We start from the raw sequence: 21880 nt of genomic DNA, 5'->3' as shown, positions 1-21880 counted from the left end.
CGTCAAATGCAGCCCAGCCGCAGGAAGCGGACGAGCGATAGTCTTTGTCGCGTCCCCTCGGCAAAGGCGCTTACTCGCCCTTGATATACGCGGGTAGATACCTGTCCAGCTGGGCCGTGAGCAGGCTGCGTGTGCTGTCACGCAGCAATGCACTGCTGGTCACCTGTTCAGGGGTCTTGGGAAATTCGAGATTGTTGAGGATTTGCATATTGTCGTTCTTGTTGGAGAAACTCGAAGCAATCACATCGCCGAAGCTGCGGGTAGGCGCCCGATGGATGTCGAAAGTCCGTCCGTCAAAAACGTTTATGCGGAAATAGGAAACCACGACGCCGCGCCCGGAAGGGCTCGCCCAATTCTTGTAGACCCCGAGGCCCTCGATTGATTGATTGGTGCCATCCACCGAAACGCGGGCTTTCGTGGCTACGACGTAGCGTTCGCAATTTGCAGCTCCGGCGATCTGCCGCACCAGCGCCGTCAGGTCGTCGCGGTCATTGCGGAACAGTTTCGCTTCCGGATGATAGTACGGCCTGAAGGCTCCGCTTGCGTAAGCGACCTTTCGGACAGCCGTGCCGGGAGCCGTGGCGCGAACCCTCGCGACGAACAGATCATCGATACCCCACGTCTCGATCGGCGCCTCCATATACTCGTTGCCGAACATCGTGAGGCCGACATGTTGCACCGAGAACTGGTCTCCGATCGCGGAAATGACGCCGATCTGACAGGGGCCGCTCTCCGCCGCAACTGGCTGTTGTGCAGCCGGTTTGGCCTTCGGCGCCGCCTTCTTGACTGCCTTCTTGGCTGGCGCCGCCGTCTGAGCGGGAGGCGCGGTGGTTGCGGGAGGGGTTTGCGCGGCTGCCGTGGTGAGCAGGGACAGCAACGCGATCAGCGAGACAGCAATTCGAAGCATCGATTCCGGGAGATCAGGGGGCAGGAGGACGGCGGATACGCCACAGTAAATTGGAACCGTGACAACCGCAAGCTGCACCAGGCGACCACTGCCTATCCGGCGGGTCGCTGCCGCCGCCACCGATAATACTTCATCATGAATCCGTTCGACGGCTCGACCTCTTCTTTCTCGAACACAAAGCCCTCGCGCTCGTACCAGCGCCAGGCTTTTTCGTTCTCGCGGATGCAGCGCAGAGACATCTCGTCGGGCATTTGTGTGCGCGTGAAGCCAAGCAATTGGCGGCCGAGCGATTGGCCCTGATAGGCGGGCGCGACGAACAGCATGTCGAGATAGAGTTTTGGCAAATGCAGCGCCAGCATCGCGGCGATCGTGCCGTCGTCGTCGGCGACGAACAGGCTCCAGCCGTCCTCGGTCTCGCGCCGGATCCGTGCACGCAGGTTTGCCAGCAGGAAGTCGCTCGTCTCGCCGAGGCCGGTCGAGACCCAGCTCTCCATCCAGATACGGCCGATCTCGTCGTATTCGTCCGCGCGGGCTGGGCGAATGATGGGATGCGACATCGAGGCCTCAGGTTGGCTTGCTGCGCACGGATGGACGTGCGCGCACCTTGCCCGCCGACAGGCACACCACCTCGGAGATTTGCAGGAGTTGCCGCGCCAGCGGGCTGGTCTTGCGCCAGACCATGCCGATGGTGCGCGACGGCTGCGGGTCGCGGAAGCGCGCGAGCGAGACCGAGGCCGATCGCGTCTCAACTGACACCGCCATCTCGGGGATCAACGTGACGCCGATGCCGGCGCTGACCATCTGGACCAGCGTCGACAGCGAATTGGCATCCAGCATCTCGCGTGGCGGCGCCGATTGCATGTTGCAGAATGACAGCGCCTGATCGCGGAAGCAGTGCCCCTCTTCGAGCAACAGCAGCCGCATCTCGCGCATCATCTCCCGCGACGGTGCCGGCGTTCCCTCATCCGCACTCGGCCGCACCAGCAGGAATTTTTCCTCGAACAGGGCGACCTCGGTGAGCGAGGGCTCGGACACCGGCAGCGCCACGATGGCGGTATCGAGCCGACCCTCCACCAGTTCCTGAATCAGCCGCGGCGTCATCGTCTCGCGCACGCGGATGTCGAGCTCCGGATGCATGCGCGTCAGATTCTTGGTGATCGTCGGCAGCAGATAGGGCGCGATCGTCGGAATCATGCCGATGCGCAGCCGTCCGGAGAACCGGTCCTGCGAGGCGCGGGCGAAATCGCCGAGCTCGTCGACCGAGCGCAAGATGTCGCGGACGCGCTGCGCGAGCTCCTCGCCAAATCGGGTCAGCGCCACCTGCCGGGCGCTGCGCTCCAGCAGCAGACCGCCGAGCGCCTCCTCCAGCTCCTTGATCTGCATCGACAGGGCAGGCTGCGAGATCGAGCAGGACTCAGCCGCGCGGCCGAAATGACTGTGACGGGCCAGGGCGTCGAAATACCGGAGCTGGCGCAGCGTGAGGTTTAGCATCAGAAAATCTTATCGCTGCGATCATTAAAGTCAACTTCCCCTGATCGAACGTGAAGCTTAGAGTGTTTCTACCTGGTCAAAGGCGCGAGTTCGACGCCACCAGAGGAGGTATTCATGGACGACACTTCAAAGTGCCCGTTTTCGGGTGGAAAACGTGTGCCGGCGAACCGCGATTGGTGGCCGACCCAGCTCAGCATCGAGATGCTGCACAAGAATTCCGCCAAGTCCGACCCGATGGACAAGGACTTCGACTACGCCAAGGAATTCAAGTCGCTCGACCTGAACGCGGTCACCAAGGACCTGACCGCTCTGATGACGGAATCGCAGGAATGGTGGCCCGCCGACTTCGGTCACTACGGCGGCCTCATGATCCGCATGGCCTGGCACAGCGCGGGCACCTACCGCACCACCGACGGTCGCGGTGGCGCCGGCGCCGGACAGCAGCGTTTCGCGCCGCTCAACAGCTGGCCCGATAACGCAAATCTCGACAAGGCACGCCGTCTGCTCTGGCCGATCAAGCAGAAATACGGCCGCAAGATTTCCTGGGCCGATCTGATGGTGCTGGCGGGCAACGTCGCGCTGGAGTCGATGGGCTTCAAGACCTTTGGCTTTGCCGGCGGCCGCGTCGACGTCTGGGAGCCGGAAGAGCTCTATTGGGGTCCGGAAGGCACCTGGCTGGGCGATGAGCGCTACAGCGGCGAACGCCAGCTCGCCGAGCCGCTCGGCGCGGTGCAGATGGGCCTCATCTACGTCAATCCGGAAGGCCCGAACGGCAAGCCGGATCCGATCGCCGCGGCCAAGGACATTCGCGAGACCTTTTTCCGCATGGCGATGAACGACGAGGAAACCGTCGCACTGATCGCCGGCGGCCACACCTTCGGCAAGACCCACGGCGCCGGCGATCCGTCGCTGGTCGGACCGGAGCCGGAAGCGGGCGCGCTCGAAGATCAGGGCCTCGGCTGGAAGAGCAAGCACGCGTCGGGCATTGGCGGCGATTCCATCACCAGCGGTCTCGAGGTGACCTGGACCACGACGCCGACGAAGTGGAGCAACAACTTCTTCGAGAACCTGTTCAAGTACGAATGGGAGCTGACTAAGAGCCCGGGCGGTGCGCAGCAGTGGACGGCCAAGGGCGCCGAGGCGATCATTCCCGATGCCTTCGACAAGTCCAAGAAGCATCGGCCGACGATGCTGACGACCGACCTCTCGCTGCGTATGGATCCGGCCTATGAGAAGATCTCGCGCCGCTTCCTCGAGAATCCCGATCAGTTCGCGGACGCCTTCGCCCGTGCCTGGTTCAAGCTCACCCATCGCGACATGGGTCCGGTGGTGCGCTATCTCGGTCCGCTGGTGCCGAAGGAAACCCTGATCTGGCAGGATCCGATCCCTGCTGTGAATCACGAGCTGGCCAGCGAGCAGGATATCGCCTCGCTGAAGACCAAGATCCTGGCCTCGGGTCTGTCGGTCTCGGAGCTGGTCTCGACCGCCTGGGCGTCGGCCTCGACGTTCCGCGGCTCGGACAAGCGCGGCGGCGCCAACGGCGCGCGTATCCGCCTCGCCCCGCAGAAGGATTGGGAAGTGAACGAGCCGGCTCAGCTCTCGAAGGTCCTGGGCAAGCTCGAAGCGATCCAGAAGGACTTCAACGCGTCATCCGGTGCGAAGAAGGTCTCGCTGGCGGACCTCATCGTGCTCGGCGGCACCGCCGCGGTCGAGAAGGCCGCCAAGGATGCCGGCGTCGACGTCAAGGTCGGCTTCACGCCGGGCCGCATGGATGCCTCGCAGGAGCAGACCGACGCCGCTTCGTTTGCTCCGCTGGAGCCGCGGGCCGATGGCTTCCGCAACTTCATCGGCAAGCGGCAGCAGTTCATGATGCCCGAGGAGGCTCTGGTCGATCGTGCGCAGCTGCTCCGGCTTACCGGCCCGGAGATGACGGTGCTCGTCGGCGGTCTGCGCGTGCTCGGTGCCAATGCGAACGGTTCGAAGAACGGCGTCCTCACCTCGAAGGTGGGAACGCTGAGCAACGACTTCTTCGTCAACCTGCTCGACATGAGCACGCAGTGGACGCCGGCCGGCACCGACGGCACCTATGAGGCCCGCGACCGCAAGACCAACGCGGTCAAGTGGACCGGCACGCGCGTCGACCTGATCTTCGGCGCACACTCGCAGCTTCGCGCCTACGCAGAGGTCTATGCCACGTCGGATTCCAAAGAGCAGTTCGTCAAGGACTTCGCCAAGGCCTGGACCAAGGTGATGAACCTCGATCGCTACGACATCGCGGCCTGATTCCAAAGTTCGGCAAGCGACAAACAAAAAGGGCGGCCGCGAGGCCGCCCTTCGTGTTTCTGGCAGGTAGCGAGATTTACTCGCCGGCCGCTTCGCGCGCGGGCTGCTGGCTCTCGCCCTTGCCCTCGAGGTCTTCGCCGGTCTCCTGGTCGACCACCTTCATCGACAGGCGGGTCTTGCCGCGGTCGTCGAAGCCGAGCAGCTTGACCTTGACCTTGTCGCCTTCCTTGACGACGTCGGAGGTCTTCTGCACTCGCGCCGAGGCGAGCTGGCTGATGTGGACAAGGCCGTCCTTGGAGCCGAAGAAGTTCACGAAAGCGCCGAACTCCATCACCTTGACGACGGTGCCGTCATAGATCTGGCCGACTTCCGGATCGGAGGCGATCGACTTGATCCACTTGATCGCGGCCTTCATCGCCTCGCCGTCGCTGGAGGCGACCTTCACGGTGCCGTCGTCCTCGATGTTGACCTTGGCGCCGGTCTTCTCGACGATCTCGCGGATCACCTTGCCGCCGGTGCCGATCACTTCGCGGATCTTGTCGGTGGCGATCTTGAAGGTCTCGATGCGCGGCGCGTATTCGCCGAGCTCGGCGCGGGCGTTGGTGAGCGCCTTCGACATCTCGCCGAGGATGTAGATACGCCCATCCTTAGCCTGACCGAGCGCGACCTTCATGATCTCCTCGGTGATGCCCTCGATCTTGATGTCCATCTGGAGCGAGGTGATGCCCTGCTCGGTACCGGCGACCTTGAAGTCCATGTCGCCGAGATGGTCCTCGTCACCGAGGATGTCCGAGAGAACCGCGAAGCGCTTGTCTTCGAGGATCAGGCCCATTGCGATGCCCGCGGTCGGCCGCTTCAACGGCACGCCGGCGTCCATCAGCGCGAGCGAGGCGCCGCAGACCGATGCCATCGACGAGGAGCCGTTGGATTCGGTGATCTCCGACACCACGCGCGTGGTGTAGGGGAATTCGTGGTGCGGCGGCAGCACCGGGTGGATCGCACGCCAGGCGAGCTTGCCGTGGCCGATCTCGCGGCGCTTGGTACCGCCGAGGCGGCCGGTCTCACCGACCGAGTAGGGAGGGAAATTGTAGTGCAGCAGGAACGTCTCTTTGTACGTTCCCGACAGCGCGTCGATGTACTGCTCGTCCTCGCCGGTGCCGAGCGTGGTCACGACCAGCGCCTGGGTCTCGCCGCGGGTGAACAGCGCCGAACCGTGGGCGCGGGGCAGCACGCCGACTTCGGCGACGATGTTGCGCACGGTCTTGGAATCGCGGCCGTCGATGCGCTTGCCGGTGTCGAGAATGTTCCAGCGAACGATCTTGGCTTCGAGCTCCTTGAACACGCCGCCGATGCGCAGCTTGTCGTATTTCGGCTCTTGGCCTTCCGGGAAGTAGTGCGCGATCACCTTTTCCTTGACCTTGCCGACCGCGGCGTAGCGATCCTGCTTGACCGGAATGGCGTAGGCGGCGCGCAGTTCCTGCTCGACCATGCCGAGCATTTCCTTTTCGAGCGCCGAATTGTCGATCGCGGTGACCTCGCGCGGCTCCTTCGCGGCCTTTTCGGCGAGCTCGATGATCGCGTTGATCACCGGCTGGAAGTGGCGGTGACCGAACATCACGGCGCCGAGCATGATCTCTTCGTTCAGCTCCTTGGCTTCCGATTCCACCATCAGCACGGCGTCCGCAGTGCCGGCGACGACGAGGTCGAGCTGAGTGTCGACCATCTCGTCGAGCGTCGGGTTGAGGATGAACTCGTCATTGGCGAAGCCGACGCGCGCGGCGCCGATCGGGCCCTTGAAGGGAGCGCCCGACAGGGTCAGCGCAGCCGATGAGGCCACCAGCGCGACGATATCGGGATCGTTCTCCATATCGTGCGAGAGCACGGTCACGATCACCTGGGTCTCGTTGCGCCAGCCGTCGACGAACAGCGGACGGATCGGACGGTCGATCAGGCGGGAGACCAGCGTTTCCTTCTCGGTCGGACGACCCTCGCGCTTGAAATAGCCACCGGGAATGCGGCCGGCTGCGTAGGTCTTCTCCTGGTAGTCGACGGTCAGTGGCAGGAAGTCGACGCCTTCACGCGGTGACTTCGCGGCAACGACGGTGGCGAGCACCACGGTCTCGCCGTAGGTCGCGACGACGGCGCCGTCGGCCTGGCGGGCGATCTTGCCGGTTTCAAGCTTGAGAGGGCGTCCACCCCAGTCGATCTCGACTGAATGCTTATTGAACATAGAGGTCTTCTTTCATGGGTTCTCGAAAGAAGGACGGGTCGAAAAACAAAAACCATGCGCAAGATTGCGGGACGTTGATCGAAGCGGGCGATCAGCGTCCTGCGATCCTGCCATGGTTTTTGGATTTCGGATGGCGTCCATCCCTTCGGGTCATACGGGCGCCTTGCCCGTTGTGCCCAGCCGCCGGATTGCTGCTGGACTGTCAGTCGGCACGAACGCGAACACCGAAGCGCGGTGTTCGCCCATCATGCCCGGATGCTCGCCGTCAACGGCTCGCATCCGACGCGCACGCAGCCTCGACGAAAAACCTTTAAACAAACGCTTTCGTTCGAAATCACGCGCGAAAACGCGCGCCGGTTGGCGCGCGCAAGAACTCTTAACGACGAATGTTGTGCTTCTCGAGCAGCGCCTTGTAGCGCGCCTCGTCCTTCTTCTTCACATAGTCGAGGAGCGAGCGGCGGGTCGAGACCAGCTTCAAGAGACCGCGACGCGAATGATTGTCCTTCACGTGGGTCTTGAAATGGTTGGTGAGGTTGGCGATGCGTTCCGACAGGATCGCGACCTGAACCTCTGGCGAGCCGGTATCGCCGGCCTTGTTGGCATTCGTCTTGATGACTTCCGCTTTGCGTTCTGCGGCAATCGACATCGTCAATTTCTCTCGTTGCGATCGGCGCTGGCAGTCAGGCCGGTCAGGTTGAACACACGCTTGGGGATGATTTCGCCATTGCCGACTTCGGCAAGCGCGAGAAGCCGGCCTGCCACCGTGACATAGACTGTGCCGCTACAAGTGGGCGCATCCCGTCCGCGCAACAAAACGGCCTGGCCCCGATGGAGCCTTGCCGCATCAGCCCGAGTGACGGCCAGTGCCGGGATGTCGTCCAGCGCGGTCTCAACGGGCATAAGCGCGTCGGCGAGGCTACCCTCGCCGGACGCGGCTCTATCGCACAAAGCCTCCAGCTGATCCAGCGGAATCATGTCGTTCTCGCCAAATGGGCCGACCAGGGTCCGCCGCAGTGCGCAGATATGGCCGTAAGTGCCGAGAATCCGGCCCATATCGCGGGCCAGCGCGCGGACATAGGTGCCCTTGCCGCACTCGGCCTCGAACACGGCCCGGTCGCTATCCGGTTGATCTACAAGGCTTAATCGGTGAATCTCGACCGGGCGCGAGGCCAGTTCCACGATCTCGCCGTCGCGGGCGAGGTCGTAGGCGCGCTCGCCCTGGACCTTGATCGCGGAATAGCGCGGCGGGATCTGCTGGATCACCCCGGTGAAACGGGGCAGCAGGGCCTCGATGGCCTCCCGAGTCGGGCGCTGGTCCGAGGTTGCGGTCGCCCGGCCCTCGATGTCGTCGGTGTCGCGCTCCTCGCCCCAGCACACCGTGAACCGGTAGCGCTTGCGGCCGTCCATGACGAAGGGGACGGTCTTGGTGGCCTCGCCGAGCGCGATCGGCAGGCCGCCGGAGGCCAGCGGATCTAGCGTGCCGGCATGGCCGGCGCGTTTGGCGTTGAACAGGCGCTTGAGCACGGCAACGGCCTGCGTCGAGGTCATGCCGATCGGCTTGTCGAGCACGACCCAGCCGTGGACGTCGCGACGGTCGCGGCGCGGCTGGTTGCCCTTCTGCTTGTTGGCGCGCGGATCGTTGTTGACGCGGCGCGGCTCTTGAGCGGGCTGAGAATTGCCGCTCATGTCCGCAAAATTATTCTTCTGCACGTCGAGCTGATCGGCCTCTTCGCCGCCGATCGTGCCGTGAGCCGGGTCCATCGTCATCGTTCTTCTTCCCGATCCGTATCCGGATCCTGTTCCAGGTCCTTCTGCACCGCGGGTGTTCGCAAAAGCTTCTCGATCCGTTCCGCTTCGTCGAATCGTTCGTCGACGCGGAAGCGAAGGTCAGGTGCAAATTTCAAGTTAACGCGCCGCGCGACCTCGCCGCGCAGGAATTTCTTGTTGCGCTCGAGCGCAGCGAGGACGATCTCGGTGTCGCGGCCACCGAGCGGCATCACGTAGACTGTTGCGAGCTTCAGGTCGGGCGACATCCGCACCTCCGGCACGGTGATGATGTGACCTTCGAGGTCAGCATCATGCACGCTGCCTTGCGCCAGAATCTCGGCTATCGCATGGCGAACCTGCTCGCCGACCCGCAACTGACGTTGCGAGCCGCCAGACGCGGAACTCTTTTTTTGATGATGGCGGGGCATGGTCTGAAAATCACCTCGTCATGCCCGCTTTTGGGACACGGGCATTGTCATTTGTCTTGCTGAAACGAAGAGGGGTGGATGGCCGGAAAAAATCCGGCCATCGTACTCCCGCAATTCAGTTCAAAAAAGATCCAGGCGCTTCGGTAAGATTTGGACTTACAGGGAGCGCTGGATCGTCTCCACGCGGTAACACTCGATGACGTCACCGGCGCGCATGTCGTGATAGTTCTCGAAGGCCATGCCGCATTCCTGACCGGACTGGACTTCCTTCACTTCGTCCTTGAAGCGCTTCAGCGTCGACAGCTTGCCTTCGTGCACGACGACGTTGTCGCGGATCAGGCGCACGTTGGCGCCGCGTTCCACGGTGCCGTCGGTGACGCGGCAGCCGGCGACCTTGCCGACCTTGGAGATGTTGAAGATCTCCAGGATCGCGGCATTGCCGAGCATGGTTTCCCGCAGGGTCGGCGCGAGCAGGCCGCTCATGGCCTTCTTCACGTCGTCCACGAGGTCGTAGATGATGTTGTAGTAGCGGATCTCGATGCCGTTGCGCTTGGCGGCCGCAGCGGCCTCCTTGTTCGCACGAACCGAGAAGCCGATGATCGCGGCGTTGAAGCCCTCCGCGAGCGTCACGTCCGATTCCGAGATGCCGCCGACACCCGCATGCAGGATGCGCGCGGCGACTTCGTCGGTGCCGAGCTTCTCCAGCGAGCCGAGGATCGCTTCCAGCGAGCCCTGCACGTCGGCCTTGATGATCAGCGGGAATTCCTTGCGGCCCGCCGTCTTCAACTGCGACATCATCTGCTCGAGCGAGCCGCGCATGCCGGAGATCGAGGCAGCCGCGTTCTCGCGCTTCTGGTGCGCGCGGTAGCTGGTGACCTGGCGGGCGCGGGCTTCGTTCTCGACCACGGCGAGACGATCGCCGGCTTCCGGCGGACCGTTGAAGCCGAGCACCTCGACCGGCACGGATGGACCTGCCTCCTGCACCGTCTCGCCCTGATCCGAGATCAGCGCGCGGACGCGGCCCATTTCGGCGCCGGCGACGATGATGTCACCGACACGGAGCGTGCCGCGCTGGACCAGAACGGTCGCGACCGGACCGCGGCCACGATCGAGCTTGGCTTCGATCACGGTGCCTTCGGCCGGACGATCCGAATTGGTCTTGAGGTCGAGGATGTCGGCCTGGAGCGCGATCATCTCGAGCAGCTTGTCGAGATTCGTCTTGTTCTTCGCCGACACTTCGACATCGACGACTTCGCCGCCGAAGGATTCGACCTGCACCTCGTGCTGGAGCAGCTCGGTGCGCACGCGCTCGGGCTTGGCGTCGGGCTTGTCGATCTTGTTGATGGCAACAATGATCGGCACCCGCGCCGCCTTGGCGTGGTTGATGGCTTCGATCGTCTGCGGCATCACGCCGTCGTCGGCCGCAACCACCAGCACGACGATGTCGGTCACCTTGGCGCCGCGCGCGCGCATCGCGGTGAACGCGGCGTGGCCGGGCGTGTCGATGAAGGTGATCTTCTTGCCGCTTTCGGGCGACAGCACCTGATAGGCGCCGATATGCTGGGTGATGCCGCCGGCTTCGCCGGAGACCACGTTGGCATGACGAAGCGCATCGAGCAGCGAGGTCTTGCCGTGGTCGACGTGACCCATCACCGTCACCACCGGCGAGCGCGGCTCGGTGTCGGTCGAATCGTCGATGGCGTCGAACAGGCCTTCTTCAACGTCGGACGCGGCAACGCGCTTGACGGTGTGACCAAGCTCCTCGGCGATCAGCTGCGCAGTGTCGGCATCGATCACGTCGGTGATCTTGTGGATCGCGCCCTGCTTCATCAGCATGCGGATGATTTCCACCGCGCGCTCCGACATGCGGTTGGCGAGCTCCTGGATGGTGATCGCTTCCGGAATGACCACCTCGCGGATGAGCTTTTCCTTCGGCTCGTTCGCGGCATGGCCCTTCAGGCGCTGGGTGCGGCGGCGGAACGAGGCGATCGAGCGCTCGCGGACGTCGTCGGCATTGAAGGCGGTGACGACCGTCAGGCGGCCGCGCTCCTTCTGCGGGCCGGGCTTGTGGGTGGGCTTGGGAGCGACCACAGGCCGCGCAGCGCCGCCGGGGCCGCGACGGATCTGGCGCGGACCGTCGTCCTCGTCCGGTCCGGCTGCGACGGCGGGGGCGCGGCCCACCGGGCCTCCCGGCCGCTGCGTGGTCGTTCCGGGTCGCGCGGTCGTTGTTCCCGGGCGTGCCGTGGTGGTTGTGCCGGGTCGCGCCATCGGCGCTCCGGGCCGCGCTGCAGGAGCGGCCGAGGTCCCCGTTGCAGGGCGCGCCACAGATTGCGGCTGCTCGCCTTCGCCAAAACGCTTCTTGGCCTCGGTTTCGGCCTTCCGCTTGGCTTCCTCCTCGTGACGATGACGCTCCTCCTCGGCCTTGCGGCGGGCTTCGGCGGCCTCACGATCAGCACGCTCGGCGCTTTCGCGGACCGCGCGGCGCTGGGCCTCTTCCTCGGCATGGCGGCGCTCTTCGACTTCGCGCACCTTGGCATCGGCCAGCGCGCTGGCGCGGGCGGAACGTTCGTCCTCGGTCAGCGTGCGCAGCACCACGCCGGAGCCGGCGTTGCGCGGCGGCGCGGGGCGTGCCGGGGCAGGCTTGGGCGCGGCGGCCGGCGCGGGCTTCGCCACTTCGGCCACCTGCGGTTCAGGGCTGCCGTCGACACGGCGCTTGCCACGCTTCTCGACCACGACCTGCTTGCTACGGCCATGACTGAAGCTCTGGCGCACGGTGCCCGTTTCGACGCGCGGCTTGAGCGATAGCGTCTTGCTCGGAACGCTCAGCTTCTTGTCGCCAGGGGTCTTGGTATCAACCATTAAGCAGTCCTAATCCTGATCTTGTTGTCTTGTGCGTTGCCGCACCGTGCTATCGGGTGGTCGTTGTCTCTCAGAAATCCTGGCCGGGCTTTTCGGCAGTCCTGTCAGCGTCCGCCATCCGGTATCGGACCAGCATCTGGCTACGTGACAGGAATGACTTGCTCGCCGGGCCCGCGAGCAGGGCAGCATGTATCACATTTGACCGGGTAAGTGCCAAATCCAATTCTGTCGATTTTAGTGCAGTGACGACGGGAATCTCCGGCTTGGCGCCGCGATTTCCCTCATTTTGACGCGCCAGCATGTCCAATTTGCGGATTCCGTCCGCGGCCCCGTCGCTGGCATGGATCAGGACCTCGACCGTACCCTCCCGAAGCGCGCTTTCGACCTTGCCGAAACCGGCGACGATCTGGCGCGCCTTGGCCGCAATCCCAAGGGCTTCGACCACGCTCCGGACCAGGAGCGCCTCGAGGTCGGCGGGAAACGTCTGAGGGATGCGCAGCTCGCGCTTGAAGGCTTTCGTAAAATGGTGACGCCGAACGGCTTCCGCAACCACCTCGCGCGAGGCGGTGACCCACATGCCGCGTCCGGGCAGCTTGCGCTTGAGATCGGGAACTATGTGCCCTTGCGGCGAGACGACGAAGCGGATCAGCTCGTCGATCGGCCGGACCTCGCGGCTGACCGCACACATCCGCACGGTCGCGGACCTTTCGGTCCGCGGTCCATGGTCGAGTTCGGGGTCAGTATCGGCGAGCATCCGGGTGACATCCTCCTTCGCCCTAAGCCGGCTGATCTTCGGTCGCCTCGGCCTCTTCAGCAGGCTTGGCGAGATCGGCCTCGGTGATCCATCCGGCCTTGACGCGGGCCTGCATGATCATCGCTTCAGCATCGTCACGGGAGATCTCCAGGCCATCGAGCGCGCCCGGATATTTGGTCTGCTCGCCGCCTTCCTTGCGCTCGGTCCAGCCGACCAGATCGTCCGTGGCGCAACCGGCGAGGTCGTCGACCGTCTTGATGTCGTTCTCGCCGAACTTCACCAGCATCTTCGAGGTGACGCCGGGCACGTCCTTCACGGCGTCCTCGACGCCGAGTTCCTTGCGCCTGGCCTCGAGCTCGGCTTCCAGCTGTTCGAGATATTCCCGGGCGCGGTTCTGGAGTTCCTGCGCGGTCTCCTCGTCGAAACCTTCGATGCCGGCGAGTTCCTTGACGTCCACCATCGCGAGTTCCTCGACCGACGTGAAGCCTTCGGACGCCAGCAACTGGCCGACCACTTCGTCGACATTGAGCGATTCCATGAAGACGCGGGTGGAGTTCTCGAAGTCGGCCTGGCGGCGCTCCGATTCCTCCTGCTCGGTCAGGATGTCGATGTCCCAGCCGGTGAGCTGCGAGGCCAGACGCACATTCTGGCCGCGGCGGCCGATCGCCAGCGAGAGCTGGTTGTTGGTGTCGGGCACGACGACCTCGATGCGCTCGCGGTCTTCGTCGATGACGACCTTGGAGACTTCGGCCGGCGCCAGCGCGTTGACCACGAAGGTCGCGATGTCGGGCGACCAGGGGATGATGTCGATCTTCTCGCCCTGCAATTCGTTCACCACCGCCTGCACGCGCGAACCGCGCATACCGACGCAGGCGCCGACCGGATCGACCGAGGAATCACGAGAAATCACGCCGATTTTTGCGCGCGAGCCGGGATCGCGGGCGACCGCCTTGATCTCGACGATGCCGTCATAGATCTCGGGCACTTCCTGCGCGAACAGCTTTGCCATGAACTGCGGATGGGTGCGGGAGAGGAAGATCTGCGGCCCGCGGGTCTCGCGGCGGACATCGAAGATGTAGGCGCGGACGCGGTCGCCGTTGCGGAACACTTCGCGCGGCAGCATCTCGTCGCGGCGGATGATGGCCTCGCCGCGGCCGAGATCGACGATCACACTGCCATATTCGACGCGCTTGACGACGCCGTTGACGATGTCGCCGATGCGGTCCTTGAATTCCATATATTGCCGGTCGCGCTCGGCTTCGCGCACCTTTTGCACGATCACCTGCTTGGCGGATTGCGCGGCGATGCGGCCATATTCCAGCGGCGGCAGGGTGTCGGCGATGGTGTCGCCGACCTGGGCACCGGGATTGGCGCGCTGCGCATCCACCAGCGAAATCTGGTTGGAATGGTTTTCGACCGTCTCGACCACCAGCATGTGGCGCGACAGCCGCAGCTCGCCCTTCTTCGGGTCGATCTCGGCGTGAACGTCGGTCTCGCTGCCGTAGCGGGCCCGCGCCGCCTTGGCGATGGCATCCTCCATCGCCGCGATGACGATGCCGCGGTCGATCGATTTCTCGCGCGCAACGGCGTCGGCGATCTGAAGCAATTCAAGTCGATTGGCGCTGACTGCCATGGCTAGTCTCCTTCGTCAGGATCGATTTCGCCCCGTCGCGCGCGTTCGGCGGCCAGGCGATGTTTCTTGGTATTGGTCGGAGCCGGCTTCTTCGTCGCGGCCGGCGTCGGTTTCTTAGTCGGCTTGGTGTTCTTGGTCGTTTTTTCGCTGATGCTGGCGTGCGGCGCCGCCGGCGGCTCGAGGCCGAGATTGCGGCGCATTTCGCGGGCCTGGGCCTTGCCGCGGCGCATGGATTCCGCGATCAGCTCGTCCGTCAGCACCAGCCGTGCCTCGGCGATGTCTTCCATCGTCAGGAGAACGTCGGCAGCCTCGCCCGCCTTGATGTCGTCGCGATGCAGATGCACGCGGTCGCCTTCGACGGGGCCGATCGTGCCGCGGAACCGCTTCCGCCCCTCATGGGCGACAGCCATTTCGACCTTCACCAGATGGCCGGCATAACGCTCGAAATCGGAGCGGCGCACCAGCGGGCGGTCGATCCCCGGTGAGGAGATTTCCAGCCGATAGGCGCGATCGACGGGATCGGCGACGTCGAGCACGGGCGACAGTGCCCGCGAGATCGCCTCGCAATCCTCGATCTGCATCGAGCCGTCCGGCCGCTCTGCCATAACCTGCACGGTGCAGCCGGATTCCCCGGAAATGCGGATCCGCACCAGGCGGTAGCCCATGCCTTCGAGCACCGGCCCCGCGACCGCGGACACCCGCGCCGCGACGCCCGGCTCGACCACGAGCCTCGGCTCGGCCAGCAATTCGGCATCCGTGGAACCAGGGTTCGGTTCGGTCATGTCAGACGTCAAGGCGCTCGGTATGGTTAAGGCTTGGTTAAGCTTTCAAGCCCGCTTCGGAACTCTCCCGACAGATCGGCGGGCCGCACATCTTCCACCAGGCCGCGTTCAGGTAATAAAAAAGAGCGGGTCCTTTCGGGCCCACTCTCACTACGCGGATCGTATGAGAAGATGAATTGCCGGTGATATAGCCCTTTCCGCCCTCTCGGACAAGGCCCATTGCACGGCGCGCGAGGCTTTTTGCGCCCGCTGTGCGGCCCGCTGGCGCAACGCTTCCTTCACCTCCAAGGCCTAGATTCCCTGATTGTGGGGCGGCTTGGACCAGGGCGTACCCGCGGCGTGCCCCCTACGAGTTTGCGTTTTCATGACCGTTGCCACGTCGCTCATTCCCGGACTGGACGATATCGTCAAACGCGGCGACCCGCGGCGTCGCGGCGAGATCGCGCATGCCATTTCCCAACTGTTCTTTCAGGACGCCGAGAACCTCCGTCCCGATGTCATCGATCTCTTCGACAATCTGCTGATCGATCTCGTCCCGCATGCCGAGCTCGCCTCGCGCGTCGATCTCGCCGAACGCTTCTCGCGCCTGAACAACGCGCCGCGGCGTCTCGTGAGCGAGCTCGCGCGCGAAAACGAAATCGCGGTGGCGGGCCCCGTGCTGCGCCATTCGCCCGTGCTCGACGACGCCGCTCTCGTCGAAATCGCGCGACTGAAGGGCCAGGGACATCTGCTGGCGATGAGCGAACGCCCCACGCTGTCGGCTGTCATCACCGACGTGCTGGTCGAGCGCGGCGATCGCGACGTGGTGCGCCGCGCCGCGGGCAATGCCGGCGCGGTGTTCTCGCTTGGCAGCTATTCGGAGCTGATCAAGCGTGCCGCGCAGGATGGCGTGCTGACGCTCAGGATCGGCCAGCGCAGCGATCTTTCGGGTGAGAACCTGAAACAGCTTCTCGACGGTACGCTCGACGTCATCCGCCGTCGCCTCTCGAGCGTGGTCAATCCCGTGCGCCAGGTCGAGATCACGCGCGCCATGGCGGCCATCGAGGAAGCCACGCTGCCGCCGGGCCCGCGTCGCGATTTCTCGGGAGCGCAACGTACGGTGCTGGCCTTGCATCGCGGGGGCCATCTTGGCGAGAGCGCGCTGTTTGGCTTCGCGAAGGCCTACAAATACGAGGAGGCGATCGCTTCGCTCTCGGCGATGTCCGGAGTCCGCCTCTCGGTCCTCGACCGCCTGATCACGGGCGACCGCTACGATCCAATCCTGGTTCTGGGGCGTGTGCTGAATGTCAGCTGGCCGACGGTGCGGGCGCTGATCCTGATGTGGCACGGCCCGAATCGCACGCCAGCCGATGCCGATCTTGAGCAGGCGCGCGCGAATTTCACGCGCTTGATGCCGACGACCGCCGAGCGCGTCGTGAATTTCTGGCGCAACCGGCAGACGATCTAGACCCGCCTGAACCGCAGATACGCCGCCTTGCGCCCCTCGCGCGTGGCCTTTCGGCCGTAGCGCGTCATCGTGTATCCGGCCCACGGCAGGCGAAAATCATCGGCGCGCTCCGCGAGCCAGACAAAGTCCTGCGAGCGCGACAGATGCGACAGCGTCCAGGCGCAGTAATCGTCGATGTCGCAGACGAAACGAAATTCGGCGCCGGCTTTCAGCACGCGCGCCATCGCGGCGATGGTCCGGTCCTGGACGAAGCGCCGCTTCCAGTGCCGCCGTTTCGGCCAGGGATCGGGATGGATCAGGTCAATCCGCGACAGCGAAGCTTCCGGCAGCCAGGCCAGGAGCTCGGCGGCATCGCCTGCGAACAGGCGGATGTTGCCGATCTCGGCGGCCTCGATCTGCGCGAGGATCTTCGCCATGCCGTTGACGTAAGGCTCGCAGCCAATGAAGCCGGTTGTGGCGAAGGTCTGCGCTTCCGCCGCAAGATGCTCGCCGCCGCCGAAGCCGATCTCGAGCCGCAAATCGTCGGCTGCGGGGGCGAAGATCTCGCGGGCATCCGCCGGTGCTGCGCGGTCGATGGCGAGCGCAAGACGCGGCAGCAGATGATCGATCAGCTCGGCCTGGTGCTGCCTGAGCTTGTGGCCCTTGCGGCGTCCGAAGAAGGCGCGCTCGCTGTCCTCGCGATCCGGATCTGATTTGCGCTCACTCATCGTAGCGTCTGGTAGAGGCGGTGGAGCAGCCGCGCGCGCGGTGCGAGCGACGAGACATAGAGCTGCTCATAATGGGTGTGCGCGCCCTTGCCGTCGACGCCGAGCCCGTCGAGCGTCGCGGTGTGGGCGGCGGTGAAATTGCCGTCCGAGCCGCCGCCGGTGTGAACGTCCACCAGATCGAAGCCGATCTCCGTGGCAACCGTCTTTGCATGTTCGTACAGCGAAGCGCCTGCATTGCTCTTCTCGTAAGGCGGACGATTGAGCCCGCCCGTGACCTTGACGGTGACGCCATCTGTCTTCGATGTCAAAGCGAGGATCTTGCCGACGAATTCATCCGCGTCCTTGAAGCTCGGCACGCGCAGTTCGATTTCAGCATAGGCTTCTTCCGGCGTCACGTTGGGCCGCGTGCCGCCGCGCACCACGCCGACATTGACGGTGACGCCGCGCGCCAGATCGTTCATCGCCTCCAGCGCCAGGATGACGTTGGCAAGCTCGCGGATCGCGCTGCGGCCATCCTGGGGCCGCGTGCCGGCATGCGCGGGCACGCCCTTGATGAACACTTCGAATCGCCCGACGCCCTTGCGACCGGTGACGATCTTGCCGCCCTCGCGCGCCGGCTCCGTCACCAGCACGTACTTCGCCTTGCGCCCTTCGGTCTCGATGAGTGCGCGAGAGGTGGGGCTGCCGATCTCCTCGTCCGAAGTGAACAGATGGGTGATGCCGAGCGGCCGGCGATCGGCCGTGGCGCAAAGCGCGCGAAAGGCGTGGTGGGCGATGTAGGCGCCGCCCTTCATGTCGTAGATGCCGGGACCGAACGCGCTGTCGCCTTCGACCTTGAACGGCAGGCGCTCGATGAATCCCATGGGGTGAACGGTATCGAGGTGGCTCAGCACCAGGATGCCCGGCCGGTCCTGGCCCCAGGTCGAGCGCGCCACGAGATGATCGCCGCAACCATCGACACCGGCGATGCGCTCGAGCGTAACAGGGAGATCGCGGTATTGCTCCGCGACCATCGAGACGAGCTTGTTGACCTGTTCAGGCGTGTCCGTTGGCGTCTCGACCTCCACCCAGCGGCGGATGCCATCGAGAATAGTTTGAGAATCGAACCAATTGGAGCTGGCCATGGGCGCATCTGTGCCTTTGAATCGCATCATCAAGGAGGACGCGCATCAAAGCGCGGCCACAAATGACGACATAGGCCAGATTTGACGCAGTCTCAAATCGGATTGAGATGGCGCGTCAGCGCTTGTCGGGGCCTTCGCGGGCCGCAATCTGCTCGACGAGATCGACGATCGAGCGGCGCATCTTCGAATCGGTGATTCGGGTGAACGCCTTGGTCAAAGCGAGTCCTTCGGAAGTCGCGAGGAAATCCGAGACGTAAGACGGCGATGCGCCTTCTGCGAAGCCGTCCGGCCCCGCCACGCCGCTCGGACCGCCCTCGAACAGGAAGGACACCGGCACCTGGAGAATTTCGGCAATTTGCTGGATGCGGCTCGCGCCGACCCGGTTTGTGCCCTTCTCGTATTTCTGAACTTGTTGGAAAGTCAGGCCCAAAGCTTCACCGAGCTTTTCCTGGCTCATGCCCAACATGATGCGGCGCATCCGCACGCGACTGCCGACATATTTGTCAACAGGGTTGGGCGCTTTCGACATTTCCTCAGCCCTCCAAACATCACCTTCGGCGCAATCAGGAATGCCTGAGGTGTAAGCAACGTCAAAATCAGACCCTGTTATTGGGAAACATTGCGGAGAAATTTAGCAATACCCACTGTCTTTTGCAGCCGGTGCAGAATGAGGAGGCCGCGTGCAGTCTGTCAACCGTGGGACTACGGTTGTCAAAAGCTATCGGCCGCGGCTGCGTGATCAGGGACGCCGTTTGGCAACACGTCGGCGGACCGCCAGAAACACGGCGAGCGCGACAAACATGGCCGCGGGGACATCGCCCACGCGCGCATAGATAGTCGGCGGGATCGCGGCGGGCAGATTTGCATCCAAAATGCCTTCGATCCCGAGACCGAGGCTGGCGACGATGCGTCCCACCGGATCGATCACTGCGGAAACGCCGGTATTGGCGGAGCGAACTAGCGGCAATCCGAGCTCGATCGCGCGCATCCGCGCCTGTTCGAGGTGTTGGTAGGGACCGGTCGAAATTCCGAACCAACCGTCATTGGTGAGATTCACGATCCAGCCCGGACGTTCATTGCGTCCGGCCACCTCGCCGGGAAAGATTGCTTCGTAGCAGATCAGCGGCAGCGCGGACGGCGCGCCGGGGACCGGCAGCGCATGGCGCACGGTGCCGGCAATGAAGCCGCCGCGCACACGCGTGAGTTGCTCGAAACCGAGCTTCTCCATCAGGCCCTGGTAGGGAAGAAACTCGCCGAACGGCACCAAATGCAGCTTGTCGTACATAGAGAGCACGCTGCCGTCGTGGTCGATCACGTAGATCGAATTATAGGCGCGTGTGATCGGCGTGCCCCGCGGCAGGTCGGGCGCGCGGACAGAGCCCGTGATCAGCACCGTGCCCTTGGGCAGAAGCTCCGCGATTTGCGCCATCGCATCGGCTTCGCGAGTCAGGAAGAACGGAAAGGCGGATTCCGGCCAGATCAGGATGGTGGCATCGCGCACGCCGGTCGATTGCGGTCCGGAGGCGCGGTCCGACAAGGCCAGATATTTCTTCATCACCTCCGCCTTGGCGGCGTAGTTGAATTTCGCGTCCTGCTGGAGATCCGGCTGCATCAGGCGCAATTTGGGGCCCGCGACCATCGTGGTCGGATGCAGCGACAGGCGGATCGCGCCGAAGATACTCATGACCAGCAGGAGCGCCAGGGCCGCGGCCGGTGCGCGCCACGCCAGGCGGCGATCGGGCGTGCGGTCGATCAGCGCCGCGGGGCTTGCGAAGATCGCAACCGTCAGGAACGTCATGCCCCACAGGCCGATCAGCGACGCCGTTTGTGCCAGCGGCAGCGGCTCGGACAGCGCATAGCCGAACGCGTTCCAGGGAAAGCCGGTCAGCGCATGACCCCGCAGCCATTCCGTGATGGTGAGGCTTGCCGCGAGCGCAAGCACGCGCGTCGCGTTCTTGGTCCAGAGCAGGCGGGCGAGCGCAAAGCCCATTGCCGTGAAGATCGACAGATAGGCCGGCAGGCCCAGCACGGCGAACGGCGTCAGCCAGGCGAATACATCGGCGTCGACGAAGAAGGCGTAGCCGATCCAGTAGAGGCCGGGCACGAAATAGCCGAGGCCGAACCAGTAGCCGGTAAGCGCCGCGGCGGGGACGCCGCGATATCGTCCGGCGCCGGCGCCGTCGATCAGCCAGACCAACACCGGGAAGGTGATGAACAGTACCGGGAAGGCGTTGAACGGCGCCAGCGCCAGCACCGAGAGCGCGCCGGCAGCCATCGCGACGAGCGCGCGCTTCCATCCCCAGGTCAGGATGATGGCAAGCGCGATCTGGCGAAATCGCTGGAAAGGGCTCACTGCGGACCGGTCCCGTCGCTTGGCGGCGGGGTGGGCGTGTCGCGGGCCGTCGGCTGGCTGCCATCCGGCGCAGCCTCGCGGCGCCGGCTCTCGCGCTGGGTGCGCGGCGCGGGACGCTCCTTTCGCGTCGAGATCCGCAGTCGCTTGACCCGGCGCGGATCGGCATCGAGCACCTCGATCTCGTAATGGCCGGGGCCCGAGATCACCTCGCCGCGCACCGGCAGGCGCCCGACGAAGCTGACGAGATAGCCGCCCAGCGTCTCCACTTCCTCGCCGGCCTCGCCGGTGACGAAGTCCTCGCCGATCACGGTGCGGACGTCGTCGAGGCTGGCGCGGGCGTCGGCGATGAAGGCGTTGTCGGGCAACCGCACGATCGAGGGCGGCTCGTCGCTGTCATGCTCGTCGTCGATCTCGCCGACGATCTGCTCGACGATGTCCTCGAGCGAGACCAGGCCGTCGCTGCCGCCATATTCGTCGACCACCAGCGCCAGATGGATGCGGGTGGCCTGCATCTGCGCAAGCAGGTCGATCGCCCGCATCGACGGCGGCACGTAGAGCAGCTTGCGGATGATGCGCGCTTCCTCGAGCGGCAGCGCGAGATCGACCGTACGCAGATCGAGCCCGGCCGGCAGCGGTTTCTTGCGCTTGGTTTTCGTGACCCCCGACACGCGCGCACGCGCGGTCATGAAGGCGAGCAGATCGCGGATATGGACGATGCCGACGGGATCGTCGAGCGTCTCGTTGTAGACCACGAGGCGCGAATGGCCGGCGCTCTCGAAACGGTCCATCAACTCGCCGAGCGGGATGTCGCGCTTGACCGCGACGATGTCGGCGCGATGCACCATGACGTCGGCGATGCGACGCTCGTGCAGGCCGAGGATGTTGCGCAGCATGGTGCGCTCGACCGTCGAGAAGCCGGTGTCGTCGGGCGTCGTGGCGTCGAGCACGACCTGGAGGTCGTCGCGCACCGAACCTGCCTTCCAGCCGAACAGGCTGCGAATGGCACGCAGCAGCCAGCCCTCCGCGGTCGGGCGCATCACCTCGCCTGAGGTCACCACGACCGGTAAATTGGCCGTGTTGCGCGGATTGTCGTGAGTCGGGTCCGAATCCGGCAT

18 protein-coding genes are annotated in these 21880 nt (G+C 64.5%); 2 read left to right on the top strand and 16 right to left on the bottom strand.

Going from position 1 to position 21880, the window contains the following annotated elements; translation table 11 throughout:
- Positions 1–70 precede the first annotated feature (70 nt).
- From IVB07_RS37840 to IVB07_RS37830, 3 genes are read right to left on the bottom strand one after another with little or no spacing between them, the layout of a single operon-like run.
- Positions 71–1027, bottom strand: coding sequence for a hypothetical protein (locus IVB07_RS37840; RefSeq protein ID WP_231189580.1), 957 nt, complete (start codon positions 1025–1027; stop codon positions 71–73).
- A complete protein-coding gene (locus IVB07_RS37835; protein WP_018455792.1) occupies positions 1000–1464 on the bottom strand; it encodes a GNAT family N-acetyltransferase in 465 nt (154 codons plus the stop codon). Before IVB07_RS37835 ends, IVB07_RS37840 begins: the two co-directional genes overlap by 28 nt.
- A gap of 7 nt (positions 1465–1471) precedes the next feature.
- On the bottom strand, positions 1472–2398 hold the full coding sequence (locus IVB07_RS37830) for a hydrogen peroxide-inducible genes activator (RefSeq protein WP_018455793.1): 927 nt from the start codon (positions 2396–2398) through the stop codon (positions 1472–1474).
- 114 nt (positions 2399–2512) lie between these two features.
- On the opposite strand from IVB07_RS37830, the gene katG reads away from it, so the two are divergent.
- On the top strand, positions 2513–4681 hold the full coding sequence (gene katG, locus IVB07_RS37825; RefSeq protein ID WP_247767428.1) for a catalase/peroxidase HPI: 2169 nt from the start codon (positions 2513–2515) through the stop codon (positions 4679–4681).
- A gap of 76 nt (positions 4682–4757) precedes the next feature.
- Here the strand turns inward: katG and pnp are convergent, their stop codons facing one another.
- From pnp to rimP, 8 genes are all read right to left on the bottom strand, one after another.
- Positions 4758–6911: a polyribonucleotide nucleotidyltransferase gene (gene pnp / locus IVB07_RS37820; RefSeq protein WP_018455795.1), complete on the bottom strand. Its 2154-nt coding sequence runs from the start codon at positions 6909–6911 to the stop codon at positions 4758–4760.
- Between the two features lie 376 nt (positions 6912–7287).
- Positions 7288–7557, bottom strand: a complete 270-nt coding sequence (rpsO, locus tag IVB07_RS37815) for a 30S ribosomal protein S15 (RefSeq protein WP_007598346.1) — start codon at positions 7555–7557, stop codon at positions 7288–7290.
- Positions 7558–7559: 2 nt separating this feature from the next.
- On the bottom strand, positions 7560–8678 hold the full coding sequence (truB, locus tag IVB07_RS37810) for a tRNA pseudouridine(55) synthase TruB (RefSeq protein ID WP_018455796.1): 1119 nt from the start codon (positions 8676–8678) through the stop codon (positions 7560–7562).
- Complete coding sequence (gene rbfA / locus IVB07_RS37805; protein ID WP_026233028.1) at positions 8675–9106, bottom strand: 30S ribosome-binding factor RbfA; 432 nt, start codon at positions 9104–9106, stop codon at positions 8675–8677. Before rbfA ends, truB begins: the two co-directional genes overlap by 4 nt.
- Positions 9107–9262: 156 nt before the next feature.
- A complete protein-coding gene (gene infB, locus IVB07_RS37800; RefSeq protein WP_018455798.1) occupies positions 9263–11965 on the bottom strand; it encodes a translation initiation factor IF-2 in 2703 nt (900 codons plus the stop codon).
- 70 nt (positions 11966–12035) lie between these two features.
- The gene (locus IVB07_RS37795) at positions 12036–12719 is read right to left on the bottom strand and encodes an RNA-binding protein (RefSeq protein ID WP_018455799.1); all 684 of its coding nucleotides are present in this window, start codon (positions 12717–12719) and stop codon (positions 12036–12038) included.
- A gap of 22 nt (positions 12720–12741) precedes the next feature.
- Positions 12742–14352 carry a transcription termination factor NusA gene (gene nusA / locus IVB07_RS37790; protein WP_007603900.1) on the bottom strand — a complete coding sequence of 537 codons (1611 nt, stop codon included), beginning with the start codon at positions 14350–14352 and terminating at the stop codon, positions 12742–12744.
- 2 nt (positions 14353–14354) lie between these two features.
- Positions 14355–15134: a ribosome maturation factor RimP gene (gene rimP, locus IVB07_RS37785; protein ID WP_018455800.1), complete on the bottom strand. Its 780-nt coding sequence runs from the start codon at positions 15132–15134 to the stop codon at positions 14355–14357.
- Positions 15135–15498: 364 nt separating this feature from the next.
- Here rimP and IVB07_RS37780 point away from each other — a divergent pair, with 364 nt between their 5' ends.
- A complete protein-coding gene (locus IVB07_RS37780) occupies positions 15499–16581 on the top strand; it encodes a DUF2336 domain-containing protein (protein WP_018455801.1) in 1083 nt (360 codons plus the stop codon).
- Here IVB07_RS37780 and IVB07_RS37775 read toward each other — a convergent pair.
- The 5 genes from IVB07_RS37775 to IVB07_RS37755 form a co-directional block, all read right to left on the bottom strand.
- Positions 16578–17288 (bottom strand): tRNA (guanine(46)-N(7))-methyltransferase TrmB, encoded by a 711-nt coding sequence (locus IVB07_RS37775; RefSeq protein ID WP_018455802.1) that lies wholly within the window; start codon positions 17286–17288, stop codon positions 16578–16580. The two genes, IVB07_RS37780 and IVB07_RS37775, sit on opposite strands and share 4 nt — an antisense overlap.
- Complete coding sequence (locus IVB07_RS37770) at positions 17285–18442, bottom strand: M20 family metallopeptidase (protein WP_247364361.1); 1158 nt, start codon at positions 18440–18442, stop codon at positions 17285–17287. The genes IVB07_RS37775 and IVB07_RS37770 overlap by 4 nt, the downstream gene beginning before the upstream one ends.
- An 85-nt stretch (positions 18443–18527) precedes the next feature.
- Positions 18528–18941 carry a helix-turn-helix transcriptional regulator gene (locus IVB07_RS37765; RefSeq protein WP_007598327.1) on the bottom strand — a complete coding sequence of 138 codons (414 nt, stop codon included), beginning with the start codon at positions 18939–18941 and terminating at the stop codon, positions 18528–18530.
- 210 nt (positions 18942–19151) lie between these two features.
- Positions 19152–20765: an apolipoprotein N-acyltransferase gene (lnt, locus tag IVB07_RS37760; protein WP_018455804.1), complete on the bottom strand. Its 1614-nt coding sequence runs from the start codon at positions 20763–20765 to the stop codon at positions 19152–19154.
- On the bottom strand, positions 20762–21880 hold the full coding sequence (locus IVB07_RS37755) for a hemolysin family protein (RefSeq protein WP_247364360.1): 1119 nt from the start codon (positions 21878–21880) through the stop codon (positions 20762–20764). The genes lnt and IVB07_RS37755 overlap by 4 nt, the downstream gene beginning before the upstream one ends.

It is taken from the genome of Bradyrhizobium sp. 172, assembly GCF_023101065.1.
GTDB classification, from domain to species: Bacteria; Pseudomonadota; Alphaproteobacteria; order Rhizobiales; family Xanthobacteraceae; genus Bradyrhizobium; species Bradyrhizobium canariense_D.
The sequence above is the reverse complement of the archived record's forward strand: the minus strand, read 5'-3'. Positions and strand labels throughout refer to the sequence as shown.